The sequence below is a fragment of the Halomonas maura genome (genome assembly GCF_030409305.1).
Taxonomy (GTDB): domain Bacteria; phylum Pseudomonadota; class Gammaproteobacteria; order Pseudomonadales; family Halomonadaceae; genus Halomonas; species Halomonas maura.
In genome coordinates, this window is sequence record NZ_JAUFPQ010000021.1 from 111,211 (window position 1) to 127,613 (window position 16,403).

Genomic DNA, 16,403 nt, shown 5'->3' on the forward strand with positions numbered 1-16,403 from the left:
GGTTGGCGATGCGTTTTAGAAGCGGTAGTGAGAGAAGGCCTTGTTGGCCTCTGCCATGCGATGCACGTCTTCACGCTTCTTGACGGCCGAACCCTTGCCTTCGGCGGCATCCAGCATCTCGCCAGCCAGACGCTGCACCATGGTCTTCTCACCGCGACGACGGGCGGCGTCCACCAGCCAGCGCATGGCCAGCGCCTGGCGGCGGGACGGGCGCACCTCGACCGGCACCTGATAGGTCGCACCGCCGACACGGCGGGACTTGACCTCGACCATGGGCTGGATGGTTTCCAGCGCCTTGTCGAAGATCTCCAGCGGCTCTTCCTTGCTACGCTCGGCAACCCTGTCCAGCGCACCATAGACGATGCGCTCAGCTACGGACTTCTTGCCGCTGATCATCAGGTGGTTCATGAACTTCGCCAGGCGCTCGCTTCCGAACTTGGGATCCGGCAGAATCTCGCGCTTGGCCGCAACTCTTCTTCTAGGCATGATAAGCCCTCTATCGAAGGGTCCTTCAGGTAAACCCGAGACGACCCGGCGGGCGCTCGACCTTACTCTTATCAGACCGTGACAATGATGTGTTCGTTAGTGGCCGCAGCCGGTACGGGTCCTGGCGCTTAGGCCTTCGGACGCTTGGTACCGTACTTGGAACGACCCTGCTTGCGGTTCTGGACGCCGGAGGTATCCAGGGCACCGCGGACGGTGTGGTAACGGACACCCGGAAGGTCCTTCACCCGGCCGCCACGGATCAGGACCACGGAGTGCTCCTGGAGGTTGTGGCCTTCGCCGCCGATGTAGGAGGACACCTCGAAGCCGTTGGTCAGGCGCACGCGGCAGACCTTACGCAGGGCCGAGTTCGGCTTCTTCGGGGTGGTGGTGTAGACGCGGGTGCAGACGCCGCGCTTCTGCGGGCAGGCCTGCAGCGCCGGCACGTCGCTCTTGGCGGCCTGGCGCTTGCGCGGCTTGCGCACGAGCTGATTGATCGTTGCCATGGTGTGTAGCTGACTCCAATGGGTTGCCTTGCCTTTTCCAGTGGCGCGGGCGCACCCGCCCCACTGTTAAAGGCTGCGCATTCTAATGGCTGACGCCGCCGGCCGTCAAGCACGGCGCCCGCCCGGGAGCGCGCGCCGTGCGGCCGGAGCCGGCATCAGATCTCGTCGTCGTCCGAGTCGAGCGCGGTGAGCTGGGCGCCCAGCTCCTGCTCGACATCGTAGGCCGACGGGTGGAGCGTGCGTTCGGCGTCTTCACGCTTGCGGCGACGCTCCGCATGGTGGGTCAGGCCGGTACCGGCCGGGATCAGGCGTCCCACCACCACGTTTTCCTTCAGGCCGCGCAGGTAGTCGCGCTTGCCGGTGACCGCCGCCTCGGTCAGCACCCGCGTGGTCTCCTGGAAGGAGGCCGCGGAGATGAACGACTCGGTGGCCAGGCTGGCCTTGGTGATGCCCAGCAGCAGGCGCTGGCACTTCGCCGGGAACTTGTCCTGCTGCTCCAGGCGCGCGTTCTCCTCGAGCACGCGGACCAGCTCGACCTGGTCGCCCGGGATAAAGTCGGAATCGCCGGCGTCGGTGATCTCCACCTTGCGCAGCATCTGACGCACGATCACCTCGATGTGCTTGTCGTTGATGCCCACGCCCTGCAGCCGGTAGACGTCCTGCACCTCGGCGACGATGTACTTGGCCAGTTCGGCGATGCCGAGCAGGCGCAGGATGTCGTGCGGGTTGCTCGGGCCGTCGGAGATGACCTCGCCCTTCTCGACGGTCTCGCCCTCGAACACCGCGATCTGGCGCCATTTCGGGATCAGCATCTCGAACGGATCGCCGTCTTCCGGGGTGATCGTCAGGCGACGCTTGCCCTTGGTCTCCTTGCCGAAGCTGATCACGCCGCTGATCTCGGCGAGGATCGCCGGTTCCTTCGGCTTGCGCGCCTCGAACAGGTCGGCGACCCGCGGCAGACCCCCGGTGATGTCCTTGTTGCCGGTCGCCTCGACCGGGATACGGGCCACCACCTCACCGACGCCGATGTGCGAGCCGTTGTCCACGGTGACGATCGCCTTGCCGGGCAGCAGGTACTGCACCGGGGTATCGGACCCGGACACGGTCACCGACTTGCCGGTCTCGTCGGCCAGCAGGATCATCGGGCGCTTGTCGCGGCCGGCCATGGGGCGCGCCGCCGACTCGATGACCTCGATGGAGGACAGGCCGGTCATCTCGTCCACGCTGCGGTGGATGGTGACGCCCTCGTCCATGTCGGCGTACTGTACCTGGCCCTCGGCCTCGGCGACGATCGGGTGGGTGTGCGGATCCCACTTGGCCACGGCCTGGCCGGCATCCACTGCCTCGCCGTCCTTGACGGAGAGCTCGGCGCCGTAGGGCAGCTTGTAGTACTCGCGCTCGCGGCCGTGCTCGTCGGCCACCGCCAGGGCACTGGAGCGGGAGACCACCACCAGCTTGCCGTCGCCGCGCTCGACGTACTTGATGTTGTGCAGGCGCACCCGGCCGCCGTGCTTGACCTGGACGCTGTCCACCGCGGAGGCCCGGGAGGCCGCGCCACCGATGTGGAAGGTCCGCATGGTCAGCTGGGTGCCCGGCTCGCCGATGGACTGGGCGGCGATGACGCCCACCGACTCGCCGATGTTGACCTGGTGACCGCGCGCCAGGTCGCGACCGTAACAGGACGAGCAGACCCCGTGGCTGGTCTCGCAGGTGATGGTCGAGCGCACCACGATCTCGTCGACGCCCATGGTGTCGAGTTCGGCGCACCAGGCCTCGTCGAGCAGGGTATCGCGCGGGATCAGCACCTCCTCGGTGGCCGGATCGATGACGTCCTGGGCGACCACGCGGCCCAGCACCCGCTGCGCCAGGGAGACGATGATGTCGCCGCCCTCGATGACCGGGTGCAGGGTCAGGCCGTTCTCGGTGCCGCAGTCGGCCTCGGTGATGACCATGTCCTGAGCCACGTCGACCAGGCGGCGAGTCAGGTAACCGGAGTTGGCGGTCTTGAGTGCCGTATCCGCCAGACCCTTGCGCGCGCCGTGGGTCGAGATGAAGTACTGCAGGACGTTCAGGCCTTCACGGAAGTTGGCGACGATCGGGGTCTCGATGATCGAGCCGTCCGGCTTGGCCATCAGGCCACGCATGCCCGCCAGCTGGCGGATCTGGGCGGCACTACCCCGGGCACCGGAGTCGGCCATGATGAAGACGCTGTTGAAGGAGTCCTGCTCGACCTCGTTGCCCTCGCGGTCGACCACGCTCTCCTTGGAGATGCCGGCCATCATCGCCTTGGCGACCTGGTCGTTGGCCCGCGCCCAGATGTCGATGACCTTGTTGTACTTCTCGCCCGCGGTCACCAGACCGGAGGAGAACTGGTCCTCGATCTCCTTGACCTCTTCCTCGGCCGCATCGACGATCTCGGCCTTGGCATCCGGGATGACGAAGTCGTTGACGCCGATGGAGGCGCCGGACCAGGTGGCCATGCGGAAGCCGGTGTACATCAGCTGGTCGGCGAAGATCACCGCCGGCTTGAGGCCGGCACGGCGGTACACCTCGTTGATCAGCCGGGAGATGGCCTTCTTCTTCATCGGCTGGTCGATCAGCTCGAAGGGCACGCCCTCCGGCAGGATGCGGAACAGCAGCGCGCGGCCCACGGTGGTGTCGTAGATCGTGCGGCTGTGGCTCTGCTCGCCGCTCTCCTCGTCCACCATCACCTCGTCGAGGCGCACCTTGACCCGGGCGTGCAGGTCGACGCTCTGGGTGCCGAAGGCGCGCTCGACCTCGTTGAGGTCGGCGAACACCATGCCCTCGCCCTTGGCGTTGATCTTCTCGCGGGTCATGTAGTACAGGCCCAGCACCACGTCCTGGGACGGCACGATGATCGGCTCGCCGTTGGCCGGTGACAGCACGTTGTTGGTGGCCATCATCAGCGCGCGGGCCTCGAGCTGGGCTTCCAGGGTCAGCGGCACGTGGACCGCCATCTGGTCACCGTCGAAGTCGGCGTTGTAGGCGGCACACACCAGCGGGTGCAGCTGGATGGCCTTGCCCTCGATCAGCAGCGGCTCGAAGGCCTGGATGCCGAGACGGTGCAGGGTCGGGGCGCGGTTGAGCAGCACCGGGTGCTCGCGGATGACATCGGCGAGGATGTCCCACACTTCCGGCAGCTCGCGCTCGACCATCTTCTTGGCGGCCTTGATGGTGGACGCCTGGCCGCTGGCCTGCAGCTTGGAGTAGATGAACGGCTTGAACAGCTCCAGCGCCATCTTCTTCGGCAGGCCGCACTGGTGCAGGCGCAGGGTCGGGCCCACGGTGATCACCGAGCGGCCGGAGTAGTCGACGCGCTTGCCCAGCAGGTTCTGGCGGAAGCGCCCCTGCTTGCCCTTGATCATGTCGGCCAGCGACTTCAGCGGACGCTTGTTGGAGCCGGTGATGGCCCGGCCACGGCGACCGTTGTCGAGCAGGGCGTCGACCGCCTCCTGCAGCATGCGCTTCTCGTTGCGCACGATGATGTCCGGCGCGTTGAGGTCGAGCAGCCGCTTGAGGCGGTTGTTGCGGTTGATCACGCGACGGTACAGGTCGTTGAGATCCGAGGTCGCGAAGCGGCCGCCATCCAGCGGCACCAGCGGACGCAGGTCCGGCGGCAACACGGGCAGCACTTCCATGACCATCCAGGCCGGGTCGTTGCCGGAGCCCTGGAAGGCCTCGAGCAGCTTCAGCCGCTTGGACAGCTTCTTGATCTTGGTCTCGGAGTTGGTCTGCGGGATCTCCTCGCGCAGCCGCTCGATCTCCTCCTCGAGATCGATGTCCTTGAGCATGGCCTGGACGGCCTCGGCGCCCATGCGGGCATCGAAGTCGTCACCGAACTCCTCGAGGGCCTCGAAGTACTGCTCGTCGTTGAGCAGCTGGCCGCGCTCGAGGGTGGTCATGCCCGGGTCGACGACCATGAAGCTCTCGAAGTAGAGCACGCGCTCGATGTCGCGCAGGGTCATGTCGAGGAACATGCCGATGCGCGACGGCAGCGACTTGAGGAACCAGATGTGGGCCACCGGGCTGGCCAGCTCGATATGGCCCATGCGCTCGCGGCGCACGGCGGCCTTGGTGACCTCCACGCCGCACTTCTCGCAGATGATGCCGCGGTGCTTCATGCGCTTGTACTTGCCGCACAGGCACTCGTAGTCCTTCACCGGGCCGAAGATCTTGGCGCAGAACAGGCCGTCGCGCTCCGGCTTGAAGGTCCGGTAGTTGATGGTCTCGGGCTTCTTGACCTCGCCGAAGGACCAGCTGCGAATCATGTCCGGCGACGCCAGGGTAATCTTGATCGCGTCGAACTCGTCGGACTGAGACTGCGATTTGAGGACTTTCACCAAATCTTTCATGGGGTCGGCTCCGCTGCGGAGTTGTCATGGGCGGGGGCGCCGTCGCCCCCGCGGACCGTCATTCTGTGAAGCGCCGTCGCGGCAGCCTCAGCTCTCCAGTTCGATATCGATGCCCAGCGAGCGGATTTCCTTCACCAGCACGTTGAAGGATTCCGGCATGCCCGCCTGCATGGTGTGATCGCCGTCCACGATGCTCTTGTACATCTTGGTGCGACCCTCCACGTCGTCGGACTTGACGGTGAGCATCTCCTGGAGGGTGTAGGCCGCGCCATAGGCTTCCAGGGCCCAGACCTCCATTTCCCCGAAGCGCTGACCACCGAACTGGGCCTTGCCGCCCAGCGGCTGCTGGGTGACCAGCGAGTAGGAGCCCGTGGAACGTGCGTGCATCTTGTCGTCCACCAGGTGATTGAGCTTCAGCATGTACATGTAACCCACGGTGACCGGGCGGTCGAAGGCATCGCCGGTGCGCCCGTCATAGAGGGTCATCTGACCGGAGTCCGGCAGGTCGGCCAGGCTCAGCAGGTGCTTGATCTCGTGCTCGCGGGCACCGTCGAAGACCGGCGTGGCCATGGGCACGCCCGCCTTGAGGTTCTTCGCCAGGGCGATGACCTCGTCGTCGGTCAGCGAGTCGAGATCCTCGACCCGGGTGCTCGAGGCGGTATTGTAGACCTTGCCCAGGAACTCACGGATCTCGCCGACCTGCTGCTCGCGGGCGGCGCGCAGCATGTGCTCGATCTTCACCCCGAGGCCGCGGGCGGCCATGCCCAGGTGGGTCTCGAGGATCTGGCCGACGTTCATCCGCGACGGCACGCCCAGCGGGTTGAGCACCACGTCGATGGGCTCGCCGTTGTCGTCGAAGGGCATGTCCTCGATCGGCATGATCGCCGAGATGACACCCTTGTTGCCGTGGCGGCCGGCCATCTTGTCGCCCGGCTGCAGGCGACGCTTGATCGCCAGGTAGACCTTGACGATCTTCAGCACGCCCGGCGCCAGGTCGTCGCCCTGGGTGAGCTTGCGCTTCTTGTCCTCGAAGCGCTCGTCCATCTCCTTGCGACGATTCTCCAGCTGCTCGTCGGCCTGGGCCAGCAACTCGTTGAGCGACTCGTCCTGCAGGCGCAGCTTGAACCACTGCTGGCGCGGCAGCTCCTCGAGGTACTCGTCGGTGAGCACGTCGCCCTTCTTGAGCCTGGGCCCGCCGTTGACGGCCTGACCGGCGAGGGTGCGCTGCAGGCGCTCGAAGGTCGCGTCCTCGGCGATGCGGTAGGTCTCCTGGAGATCCTTGCGCACCTCGTCGAGCTGCATCTGCTCGATGGACAGCGCCCGGGAATCCTTCTCCACGCCGTCACGGGTGAACACCTGGACATCGATGACGGTGCCCTTCATGCCGGTCGGGGCGCGCAGCGAGGTGTCCTTCACGTCGGAGGCCTTCTCGCCGAAGATCGCGCGCAGCAGCTTCTCCTCCGGGGTCAGCTGGGTCTCGCCCTTGGGCGTGACCTTGCCGACCAGGATGTCACCCGCACCGACTTCCGCGCCGATGTAGACCACCCCGGCCTCGTCCAGCTTGGACAGCGCCGACTCGCCGACATTGGGGATGTCCGAGGTGATCTCCTCGGCGCCCAGCTTGGTGTCGCGGGAGACGCAGGTCAGCTCCTGGATATGGATGGTGGTGAAGCGGTCTTCCTGGACCGCCCGCTCGGAGAGCAGGATGGAGTCCTCGAAGTTGAAGCCGTTCCAGGGCATGAAGGCGATGCGCATGTTCTGGCCCAGCGCCAGGTCGCCCATGTCGACGGACGGACCGTCGGCCAGGATGTCGCCCCGCGCCACGCCGTCCCCCGGGCGCACGATCGGGCGCTGGTTCTGGCAGGTGTTCTGGTTGGAGCGCAGGTACTTGGTCAGGTTGTAGATGTCGACGCCGGCCTCGCCGCCGATGATCTCGTCCTCGTTGACCCGCACCACGATGCGCTTGGCGTCGACCGAGTCGATGGTGCCGCCACGCCGGGCCACGGCGCAGACGCCGGAGTCGCGGGCCACGAAGCGCTCCATGCCGGTGCCCACCAGGGGCTTCTCGGCCCGCAGGGTCGGCACCGCCTGGCGCTGCATGTTCGCCCCCATCAGGGCGCGGTTGGCGTCATCGTGCTCGAGGAAGGGGATCAGGGCCGCGGCCACGGATACCACCTGGCGCGGCGACACGTCCATCAGCGTCACCTGCTCGGGACGCATGAAGGTGGTCTCGCCCTTGTGGCGGACCTGCACCAGGTCGTCGACCAGCTTGCCGCCCTCGTCCACGGTGGCGGAGGCCTGGGCGATGACGAAGTCACCCTCCTCGATGGCCGAGAGGTGCACCACGTCGTCGGTCACCTGGCTGTCCACGACCTTGCGGTACGGGGTCTCGAGGAAGCCGTAGCTGTTGGTGTGGCTGTAGGTGGCCAGCGAGTTGATCAGGCCGATGTTCGGCCCTTCCGGGGTCTCGATCGGGCACAGGCGGCCATAGTGGGTGGCGTGGACGTCACGCACCTCGAAGCCGGCCCGCTCGCGGGTCAGGCCGCCCGGGCCGAGGGCGGAGACGCGGCGCTTGTGCGTCACCTCGGACAGCGGGTTGTTCTGGTCCATGAACTGGGACAGCTGGCTGGAGCCGAAGAACTCCTTGACCGCGGCCGCCACCGGCTTGGCGTTGATCAGGTCCTGGGGCATCAGGCCTTCGCTCTCGGCCATGGACAGGCGTTCCTTGACCGCCCGCTCGACGCGCACCAGGCCCACGCGGAACTGGTTCTCGGCCATCTCGCCGACGCAGCGGATACGGCGGTTGCCCAGGTGGTCGATGTCATCGACATCGCCGAAGCCGTTACGGATGCTGATCAACTCGCCCAGCACGTCGAGGATGTCGCGACGGTCGAGCACGCCGGCCCCGGTGTCGCTGTCGCGACGCAGGCGGCGGTTGAACTTCATGCGACCGACGCCGGACAGGTCGTAGCGGTCCTCGGTGAAGAACAGGTTGTTGAACAGCGTCTCGGCGGCTTCCTTGGTGGGCGGCTCGCCGGGGCGCATCATGCGGTAGATCTCGACCAGCGCCTCGAGCTGCGACCCGGTGGTATCCAGCTTGAGGGTGTCGGAGACGAAGGGGCCGCAGTCGAGATCGTTGGTGTACAGGGTCTCGAGGGCGGTGATGCCGGCCTGGCCGATGGCCTCCAGCAGCTCCGGGGTGATGGCGGTGTTGCAGGGGCAGATCAGCTCGCCGGTGGCGGGGTTGATCTGGTCCTTGGCCAGGGTCTTGCCGAACAGGTAGTCCATCGGCACCTCGAGACGCTCGAGGCCGGCCTTCTCCAGCTGGCGGATGTGCTTCTGGGTGACGCGGCGGCCTTCCTCGACGATCACATTGCCGTCACCATCCTTGATGTCGAAGGTCGCGGTCTCGCCGCGCAGGCGCGACGGCACCAGTTCCACGGAGAAGCCGGACTTCTCGATGTGGAAGGTGCTGGTCTCGAAGAACTCGTCGAGGATCTCCTCGGCGCTCATGCCCAGGGCGCGCAGCAGCACGGACGCCGGCAGCTTGCGGCGACGGTCGATGCGCACGAAGACGTTGTCCTTGGGATCGAACTCGAAGTCCAGCCAGGAGCCGCGGTAGGGAATCACCCGGGCGGAATACAACAGCTTGCCGGAGGAATGGCTCTTGCCCTTGTCGTGATCGAAGAACACGCCCGGTGAGCGGTGCAGCTGGGAGACGATGACGCGCTCGGTGCCGTTGACGACGAAGGTGCCGTTCTCGGTCATCAGGGGGATCTCCCCCATGTAGACTTCCTGCTCCTTGATGTCCTTGATCGCCTTGTTCGACGAGTCCTTGTCGTAGATGATCAGACGGACCTTGACGCGCAGGGGAGCCGAGTAGGTGACGCCACGCAGCTGGCATTCCTTGACGTCGAACGCCGGAGTGCCGAAACGATAACTGACGTACTCCAGGGCGGCGTTGCCGGAGAAGCTCTCGATCGGGAACACCGAGCGGAAGGCGGCGTGCAGGCCGATCTCGAGACGTTCTTCGGGTGAGCGATCCTGCTGGAGAAAGTCGTAGTAGGAATCAAGCTGGATGGCCAGCAGGTAAGGCACATCCATCACTTGGGGCAGTTTGCCGAAATCCTTGCGGATGCGTTTTTTCTCAGTGTATGAGTAAGCCATCTGTATTCCCCAGCTTGTTCACCATGGGTGACCGATGCGTGTCGGCGCCACCCGACGGGCGCGGCTCCGTCAGGCGCTGACGGCAAGTCCCCACATGGAGACTCGCCGTCGGAATTCGGCTAGCGGAGGCCCAAGAGGGGCGACCGGCTAGTGACAACAGAAAAAGGCCGGCAGCGGGTGTCCCGCCACCAGCCGTGGAAGCTTACGCAGCGCGTGAAGCCGTGGGCACAAGGATTACTTGAGCTCCACGCTCGCGCCGGCTTCTTCCAGCTTGGTCTTGGCTGCTTCGGCGTCGTCCTTGGACATCGCTTCCTTGATGGTCGCCGGCGCGCCGTCGACGGCACCCTTGGCTTCCTTCAGGCCCAGGCCGGTGATCTCGCGGACGGCCTTGATGACGTTGACCTTCTTGTCGCCGGCGCCGGTCAGCACCAGGTCGAATTCGGTCTGCTCTTCCTCGGCAGCGGCCTCACCGCCACCCGGGCCGGCCACGACGGCGGCCGCGGCGGTCACGCCGAACTTCTCTTCCATCGCTTCGATCAGCTCGGCGACTTCCATCACGGACATGTCGGCGACGGCGTTGATGATGTCTTCTTTGGTCAGTGCCATTTTCACGTTCCTAACTTTGCGGGAGTCTCGGCGCACCGATGACTCGCTGATTCAATGTTCGATTCTCGCTACGGGCTCGAGTTCGCCGTTCAGGCGGCCTCTTCCTTCTGGTCACGCAGCGCGGCGAGGGTACGGACCAGCTTGCCGGCAGAAGCTTCCTTCATGACGGACATCAGCTTGGCGATCGCCTCGTCGTAGGTCGGCAGCGTCGCCAGGCGATCGAGATCGCTCGCCGGGATGAACTCGCCTTCGTAGGCCAGCGCCTTGACTTCGAAGTTCTTCTCGTCCTTGCCGAACTCCTTGAACAGGCGGGCGGCAGCGCCCGGATGCTCGGAGGAGAAGGCCAGGAGGGTCGGACCCACGAAGCTTTCGTTCAGGCATTCCCACTGGGTGCCTGCCAGGGCGCGGCGTGCCAGGGTGTTGCGGACAACACGGATCTGCACGCCATTCTCGCGGGCCTGCTTGCGCAGGTCGGTCATCTTGCTGACCGCGACGCCACGAGAATCGGCAACGACGACGGAGAGAGCATCCCTGGCCGCTTCACTGACCTCGGCAACAATTGCCTTCTTGCCTTCGAGTGCTAGTGGCACGGTGATCACTCCTTCGTGCCGGAATCTCACAAGAGAGTTCCGGTGGTTACCATCTCTCCCGGTCGGGGACCGGAAGTCCTGGGTGATGGTGCTCACCAGACATCTGGCGGCCACACCATCTGCGCAGGTCTCCCCGGGGGATGATTAAGCCGCCTCGGCGAGCGAGACGGCACCTGCGGTCTTTGACGGTGCCCGCCGGCTCGTGTCGAGACCGTGCACGGGGACCGCAAAGTTCTTGCTCGGTTGTCGGACTCGGCGTCAGACGAACGCGGAGTGGTCGACAGTCAGCCCCGGGCCCATGGTGGTGGACAGCGAGACCTTCTTGAAATACACACCCTTGGAGGTGCTCGGCTTGAGCTTCTTGAGGTCGGCGATCAGCGCCTCCAGGTTGCCCTGGATGGAGGCGGCGTCGAAATCGACCTTGCCGAGGGTGGTGTGGATGATGCCGTTCTTGTCGGTACGGAAGCGCACCTGGCCGGCCTTGGCGTTCTTGACCGCGGTGGCGACGTCCGGGGTCACGGTGCCGACCTTGGGGTTGGGCATCAGGCCACGCGGGCCAAGGATCTGACCCAGCTGGCCGACGACGCGCATGGCGTCCGGCGAGGCGATGACCACGTCGAAGTCGAGCTGGCCCTTCTTGACCTGCTCGGCCAGGTCGTCCATGCCGACGATGTCGGCACCGGCTTCCTTGGCGGCATCGGCGTTGGCACCCTGGGTGAAGACGGCGACACGCACGTCCTTGCCGGTACCGTTGGGCATGACGGTGGCGCCACGCACGACCTGGTCGGATTTGCGCGGATCGACGCCCAGGTTGATGGCGACGTCCAGGGACTCCTTGAACTTGACGGTGGACAGCTCGGAGAGCAGGGCCACGGCCTCTTCCAGGGAGTACGCCTTGTTCGGGTCGACTTTCTCGCGAATCTGCGTCGCGCGCTTGCTGAGCTTAGCCATGATCAGAGGCCCTCCACGTTCAGGCCCATGCTGCGGGCACTACCGGCAATGGTACGCACCGCGGCGTCGAGATCGGCAGCCGTCAGGTCCGGCTCCTTGGTCTTGGCGATCTCTTCGAGCTGCTCGCGGGTCACGGTACCGACCTTGGTCTTGTTCGGCTCACCGGAGCCGGACTTGATGCCAGCGGCCTTCTTCAGCAGGACCGCCGCGGGCGGGGTCTTGGTGACGAAGGTGAAGCTGCGGTCGGAATAGACGGTGATCACCACGGGAGTCGGCAGACCCGGCTCGATGTCCTGGGTCTCGGCGTTGAACGCCTTGCAGAACTCCATGATGTTGACACCGTGCTGACCCAGCGCGGGGCCCACGGGGGGACTCGGATTGGCTTTACCGGCTGCGACCTGCAGCTTGATGTAAGCCTGGACTTTCTTGGCCATGATGAACTCCAGATGGGTAGTAGCGCCTTGCGGCTCCCCGGGTTACGCGGTCGCCTCGGCGACCGCCACGAAACACGCCCGGACGAGAGGGCTTATTCCTTCTCGACCTGGGCAAACTCCAGCTCGACCGGCGTGGACCGGCCGAAGATCAGCACGCTGACCTGGAGACGACTCTTGTCGTAGTTGACTTCCTCGACCACGCCGTTGAAGTCGGCGAAGGGGCCGTCGATGACACGCACGGACTGGCCCGGCTCGAACATGGTCTTCGGCCGCGGCTTGTCGGTGCCGTCCTTGACCCGACTGAGAATGGCATCCGCCTCACGCTGGGTGATGGGGGCCGGCTTCTCCTTGGTACCACCGATGAACCCCATCACGCGCGGGGTCTCGTTGACCAGGTGCCAGGTCTCGTCGTCCATCTCCATCTCGACCAGCACGTAGCCGGGATAGAACTTGCGCTCACTCTTGCGGCGCTTGCCGTCACGCATCTCGACGACTTCTTCGGTGGGCACCAGGATCTCGCCGAAGCGGTCCTCCATGCCAAACATCTTCACGCGCTCGATGAGCGAGCGCATGACATGCTTCTCGAAGCCGGAGTAGGCGTGAACGACGTACCAACGCTTGGACATGAAGACTCCTAACCAATGACGCCGGACATCGCCCAGCCAAGAAGAGTGTCGATGAGCCACAGCATCAGCCCCACCACCAGCACGGCCACCAGCACGATGGCGGTGGTCTGTACGGTTTCGGGGCGGGTCGGCCAGACCACGCGCTGGATTTCCTTCTTCGCGCTGCGGGCCAACTCGAGCAGCTCACGCCCCTTCGTGGTGGTCAACGCCACCAGCGCCGCCACCACACTGAGGGCGACGACGCCGAGCACACGATAGAGAAGCGCCTGATCGGTAAAATAGGTATTGCCGACGACGGCAAGAACCAGCAGAGTGACGACAACCGCCCACTTGAGCCCGTCGTGGCGCGTCTCCTGCACCTCGGCGTTATGTTTCATGAAAACGAGACTCCTCAGGGTGCGGCAATCGAAACATGAAAGTATATGAGATCTCGCCAGCCTGGGGAAGACTGGCAGGCCAGGAGGGAATCGAACCCCCAACCTGCGGTTTTGGAGACCGCTGCTCTGCCAATTGAGCTACTGGCCTGTATCTGCTTCCGCGACCGCCCTTTGCAAGCGACCTGAGCGACAGCGGGCGCCATCATAGCGGAACCCGCTTTGCCTGGCAACCCCTTCTCCGGCATCCAGCCACGCCGGGAAGAAAGAGAAAAGGCGAGCCTCGGCCCGCCTTTTCGATGTGGAGCTCATGGACGGATTTGAACCGTCGACCTCACCCTTACCAAGGGTGTGCTCTACCCCTGAGCTACATGAGCGTTACCGCTCGGCACCACGTGCCGTCAAACCTGGAGCGGGCAGCGGGGATCGAACCCGCATCATCAGCTTGGAAGGCTGAGGTTCTACCATTGAACTATGCCCGCCTGCCCACTCTCTTTTCCACCTCCGCACCTGGCGAGGGCGGCGAAAACCTGGTGGAGGGGGAAGGATTCGAACCTTCGAAGCTTTCGCGGCAGATTTACAGTCTGCTCCCTTTGGCCACTCGGGAACCCCTCCAGCTGGCGGTGTATTCTACCGCCTCGGCTCTCGGTGTCAAGTGATTGTTTTATCAATCTTCCTGACCGGACATGACCGCCGGGGCGGACCTGCCTCTCCGGAACGCGGCGCATTGTGTCAAAGCAGCATGGAGAATGCAAGCCCGGCGCGAATCTTTTCCAGTGACACCGGCCGCGGCACCCGCGGCGCCCCCGCCATGCGCCCGGCGCGCTCGGCGGCGGTCAGCGGGAAACTGGCCTCCAGCCCGGCGTAGACCATGTCCGGCCAGACCGCGTGGGGCACCTGGATGCCCCGCGAGACCACCCGCGCGTCGCCGCCGGTGAGCAGCATCGGCAGGGCCACGTTCTGGCGGTCGCAGACTTCGCTGTAGATCCGGTTCACGGCACTCACCGCCGCCATGTAGATGCCGTGATTGACGGCCTCCACGGTGCGCGTGCCGGGGGCCAGCAGTTCGTCGGCCTCGCTGTCGGGATCGATGGCCACGTTGCGGGTGCCGAGCTGGAGGCTTTCCTTCATCAACCGCAGGCCCGGCAGGATATAGCCCCCCAGGTGGCGCCCCCCGGGCAGCACGAAGTCCACGGTGATGGCGCTGCCACAGTCCACGCTGCAGCAGCCGCCGGCGAGCTGGTAACCCGCCAGCACCCCCATCCAGCGATCCACTCCCAGCCGCCCGGGTTCCCGGTAGCCGTTGGTCACCCCCAGGGCCTCGAGGCGCGAGCGGGCCACATGCACCCCGCCTACCCGGCTCTGCAGCAGGGCCACGGTCTGAGCCAGCACGGCCTGGCGAGCCACGCTGGAGATACGCACCGCCTCGACCACGTCGAGATCGGGGATATCCGCCCCGGGACGCCACTCCTCCCGGGTCCACACCGCCCCCCGCGAACGGATCTCGCTGCTGTCCGCATCCTTGAGGCGCCACTTCGACAGGGTGTTGCCGATGTCCAGATCCAGGATCATCCCTGCCCCCGTATGCTGATCTCTCCCCCGGCGAGCCGTTCGCGCCCTTCGGCACGGCGTACCCAGAGGTTGCCCGAGGCGTCCACCGACTCGGCGACCGCCGACTCCCGGCGCTCGCCGCGAATGACATCCACCTCTCGCCCGGCGAAGGCGTGCCGGCGGTTCCACTCCTCCTGCCAGGCCGCGAAGCCCTGCTGCTCGAAGGTGGCCATCAGCGGCATCAGCACGTCCAGCAGCTCGACGGCCAGCCGATTGCGGGAGAGCCCCGGCGCCTGGTCATGGACCGCCCCCACCGGCTGCTCGATGGTCTCGCGAAAGGCCTGAGGGAGATCGACATTGATCCCCATGCCGACCACCACTTCGCAGGGGCCTGCGGCATCCCCGCTCATTTCCACCAGGATGCCCGCCAGCTTGCCCAGGCGACCGTCCTCCCCCTCGAGCAGCACATCGTTGGGCCATTTGAGTCGCGGCCTGACGCCGTGCGCCTCCAGGACCCGGGCGAGGGCCACGCCGACCGCCAGGCTGAGCCCCTCCAGCGCCGCCACACCGGACTCGAAGCGCCACCCTACCGAGAGCATCAGGGTCCGCCCCCAGGGCGTCACCCAGGTGCGCCCTCGACGCCCCTTGCCGGCGCTCTGCTGCTCTACCAGGCAGACCTCGCCGTGTCCTGCCCCCTGGGCGAAGCGCTCGCGCAGGAACTGGTTGCTCGACGGCAGCGTCTCCTCGACGAACAGCCGGGTCACGTGCTGACGCACGCCCCGGGACAGACCGGCCACGATGACGCCACCGTCCAGCAGCTCCAGGGGCTCGGCCAGCCGGTAGCCCTGCCCCTTGACCGCCTCCATGGGAATGCCCAGGGCCTCGAGCTTGCGCAGCTGCTTCCATACCGCGGCGCGCGAGACCCCCAGGCGCTCGCCCAGCTGCTCGCCGGAATGGAACTCGCCGTCACTCAACAGGCGGATCAGGTCACCGATGGTCATGCGCATGCCCCAGACGGGAAAAAGCCATATTCTATCGGAACAGACGCGAGCCCGGAAATCCGCGCCCCCGGCGCGAATCGCAATCCCCCTTTGGTCGCCACGCGCGCCCTCCCCTGGCATGCCTCGACGACTTGCCGGCACCCACTCTGCCGCGGTCGTACACCACGAACCACAGCGCCCCACAGGGCCCATGCGAGGCGCTGACGACATCGCCCCTCCCCGGCTCACGGCCGGCCCAGGACGTTGGCTGGCGCTCTCGCCACAAGGGGCGGCGCGGCCCTACCCCACCGCCACCCGGGAACAAGAACCGCCTGAACGTGCAGCCATGAAAACGCCCCGACCGCTTTCGAGGCCGGGGCGTTCCGGCGCCCGGCGGGCCCGCTGAAAACGGGCCCATGGCGCCCCGTCGCCCGCCGCCATCGGACCAACATGAAAGAACCCCGGCAGCCGTCGCTACCGGGGTGTTCCCGGAATCAATGCCTGACGATGATTCGGCCGGCAGGCCCGCTGACGCGGCGCCCCTTCGCCCGACCAACGGGTCCATGGGCGACCCTCGCCCGCCGCCATCGGACCAACATGAAAAAACCCCGGCAGCCGTCGCTACCGGGGTGTTCTCGATATTGAGTGCCTGACGATGATTCGCCCGGCGGGCCCGCTGACGCGGCGCCCCTTCGCCCGACCAACGGGTCCATGGGCGACCCCTCGCCCGCCGCCATCGGGCCAACATGAAAAAACCCCGGC

Annotated in this window: 12 protein-coding genes and 4 tRNA genes; all 16 read right to left on the minus strand. The window is 66.0% G+C overall.

The annotated features are described in order from the left end of the window. Positions 1 to 15: 15 nt before the first annotated feature. A complete protein-coding gene (gene rpsG, locus QWY76_RS14665; RefSeq protein ID WP_089848262.1) occupies positions 16 to 486 on the minus strand; it encodes a 30S ribosomal protein S7 in 471 nt (156 codons plus the stop codon). Positions 487 to 614: 128 nt separating this feature from the next. Then, positions 615 to 989, minus strand: coding sequence for a 30S ribosomal protein S12 (gene rpsL, locus QWY76_RS14670; protein ID WP_016856424.1), 375 nt, complete (start codon positions 987 to 989; stop codon positions 615 to 617). A 155-nt stretch (positions 990 to 1,144) separates the two neighbouring features. Then, a complete protein-coding gene (rpoC, locus tag QWY76_RS14675) occupies positions 1,145 to 5,362 on the minus strand; it encodes a DNA-directed RNA polymerase subunit beta' (RefSeq protein WP_290312042.1) in 4,218 nt (1,405 codons plus the stop codon). Between the two features lie 87 nt (positions 5,363 to 5,449). After that, a complete protein-coding gene (rpoB, locus tag QWY76_RS14680; protein ID WP_290312044.1) occupies positions 5,450 to 9,529 on the minus strand; it encodes a DNA-directed RNA polymerase subunit beta in 4,080 nt (1,359 codons plus the stop codon). Positions 9,530 to 9,763: 234 nt separating this feature from the next. Further along, positions 9,764 to 10,135, minus strand: a complete 372-nt coding sequence (gene rplL / locus QWY76_RS14685) for a 50S ribosomal protein L7/L12 (protein WP_290312045.1) — start codon at positions 10,133 to 10,135, stop codon at positions 9,764 to 9,766. Positions 10,136 to 10,224: 89 nt separating this feature from the next. After that, complete coding sequence (gene rplJ, locus QWY76_RS14690; protein ID WP_290312046.1) at positions 10,225 to 10,725, minus strand: 50S ribosomal protein L10; 501 nt, start codon at positions 10,723 to 10,725, stop codon at positions 10,225 to 10,227. Positions 10,726 to 10,983: 258 nt separating this feature from the next. Continuing rightward, entirely contained in the window at positions 10,984 to 11,676 is a 693-nt protein-coding gene (gene rplA / locus QWY76_RS14695) for a 50S ribosomal protein L1 (protein ID WP_263590965.1), read from the minus strand. A gap of 2 nt (positions 11,677 to 11,678) precedes the next feature. Further along, complete coding sequence (rplK, locus tag QWY76_RS14700; RefSeq protein WP_126485264.1) at positions 11,679 to 12,110, minus strand: 50S ribosomal protein L11; 432 nt, start codon at positions 12,108 to 12,110, stop codon at positions 11,679 to 11,681. 92 nt (positions 12,111 to 12,202) lie between these two features. Beyond that, the gene (gene nusG / locus QWY76_RS14705; protein ID WP_290312048.1) at positions 12,203 to 12,736 is read right to left on the minus strand and encodes a transcription termination/antitermination protein NusG; all 534 of its coding nucleotides are present in this window, start codon (positions 12,734 to 12,736) and stop codon (positions 12,203 to 12,205) included. 8 nt (positions 12,737 to 12,744) lie between these two features. Then, positions 12,745 to 13,113, minus strand: coding sequence for a preprotein translocase subunit SecE (gene secE / locus QWY76_RS14710; RefSeq protein WP_290312049.1), 369 nt, complete (start codon positions 13,111 to 13,113; stop codon positions 12,745 to 12,747). Positions 13,114 to 13,185: 72 nt separating this feature from the next. Continuing rightward, positions 13,186 to 13,261, minus strand: a tRNA-Trp gene (locus tag QWY76_RS14715). 151 nt (positions 13,262 to 13,412) lie between these two features. Beyond that, positions 13,413 to 13,487 (minus strand) — tRNA-Thr (locus QWY76_RS14720). A gap of 31 nt (positions 13,488 to 13,518) precedes the next feature. Beyond that, positions 13,519 to 13,592 (minus strand) — tRNA-Gly (locus QWY76_RS14725). Between the two features lie 49 nt (positions 13,593 to 13,641). Then, positions 13,642 to 13,725, minus strand: a tRNA-Tyr gene (locus tag QWY76_RS14730). Between the two features lie 117 nt (positions 13,726 to 13,842). Further along, entirely contained in the window at positions 13,843 to 14,682 is an 840-nt protein-coding gene (locus tag QWY76_RS14735; protein WP_290312051.1) for a type III pantothenate kinase, read from the minus strand. Next, positions 14,679 to 15,662: a biotin--[acetyl-CoA-carboxylase] ligase gene (locus tag QWY76_RS14740; protein ID WP_290312052.1), complete on the minus strand. Its 984-nt coding sequence runs from the start codon at positions 15,660 to 15,662 to the stop codon at positions 14,679 to 14,681. The genes QWY76_RS14735 and QWY76_RS14740 overlap by 4 nt, the downstream gene beginning before the upstream one ends. Positions 15,663 to 16,403: the final 741 nt, after the last annotated feature.

Excerpts from the sequence above, each read along its gene's own strand:
- rpsG (WP_089848262.1), bottom strand. The coding sequence starts at position 486 with ATGCCTAGAAGAAGAGTTGCGGCCAAGCGCGAGATTCTGCCGGATCCC.
- rpsL (WP_016856424.1), bottom strand. The coding sequence starts at position 989 with ATGGCAACGATCAATCAGCTCGTGCGCAAGCCGCGCAAGCGCCAGGCC.
- rpoC (WP_290312042.1), bottom strand. The coding sequence starts at position 5,362 with ATGAAAGATTTGGTGAAAGTCCTCAAATCGCAGTCTCAGTCCGACGAG.
- rpoB (WP_290312044.1), bottom strand. The coding sequence starts at position 9,529 with ATGGCTTACTCATACACTGAGAAAAAACGCATCCGCAAGGATTTCGGC.
- rplL (WP_290312045.1), bottom strand. The coding sequence starts at position 10,135 with ATGGCACTGACCAAAGAAGACATCATCAACGCCGTCGCCGACATGTCC.
- rplA (WP_263590965.1), bottom strand. The coding sequence starts at position 11,676 with ATGGCTAAGCTCAGCAAGCGCGCGACGCAGATTCGCGAGAAAGTCGAC.
- rplK (WP_126485264.1), bottom strand. The coding sequence starts at position 12,110 with ATGGCCAAGAAAGTCCAGGCTTACATCAAGCTGCAGGTCGCAGCCGGT.
- nusG (WP_290312048.1), bottom strand. The coding sequence starts at position 12,736 with ATGTCCAAGCGTTGGTACGTCGTTCACGCCTACTCCGGCTTCGAGAAG.
- secE (WP_290312049.1), bottom strand. The coding sequence starts at position 13,113 with ATGAAACATAACGCCGAGGTGCAGGAGACGCGCCACGACGGGCTCAAG.
- QWY76_RS14735 (WP_290312051.1), bottom strand. The coding sequence starts at position 14,682 with ATGATCCTGGATCTGGACATCGGCAACACCCTGTCGAAGTGGCGCCTC.
- QWY76_RS14740 (WP_290312052.1), bottom strand. The coding sequence starts at position 15,662 with ATGACCATCGGTGACCTGATCCGCCTGTTGAGTGACGGCGAGTTCCAT.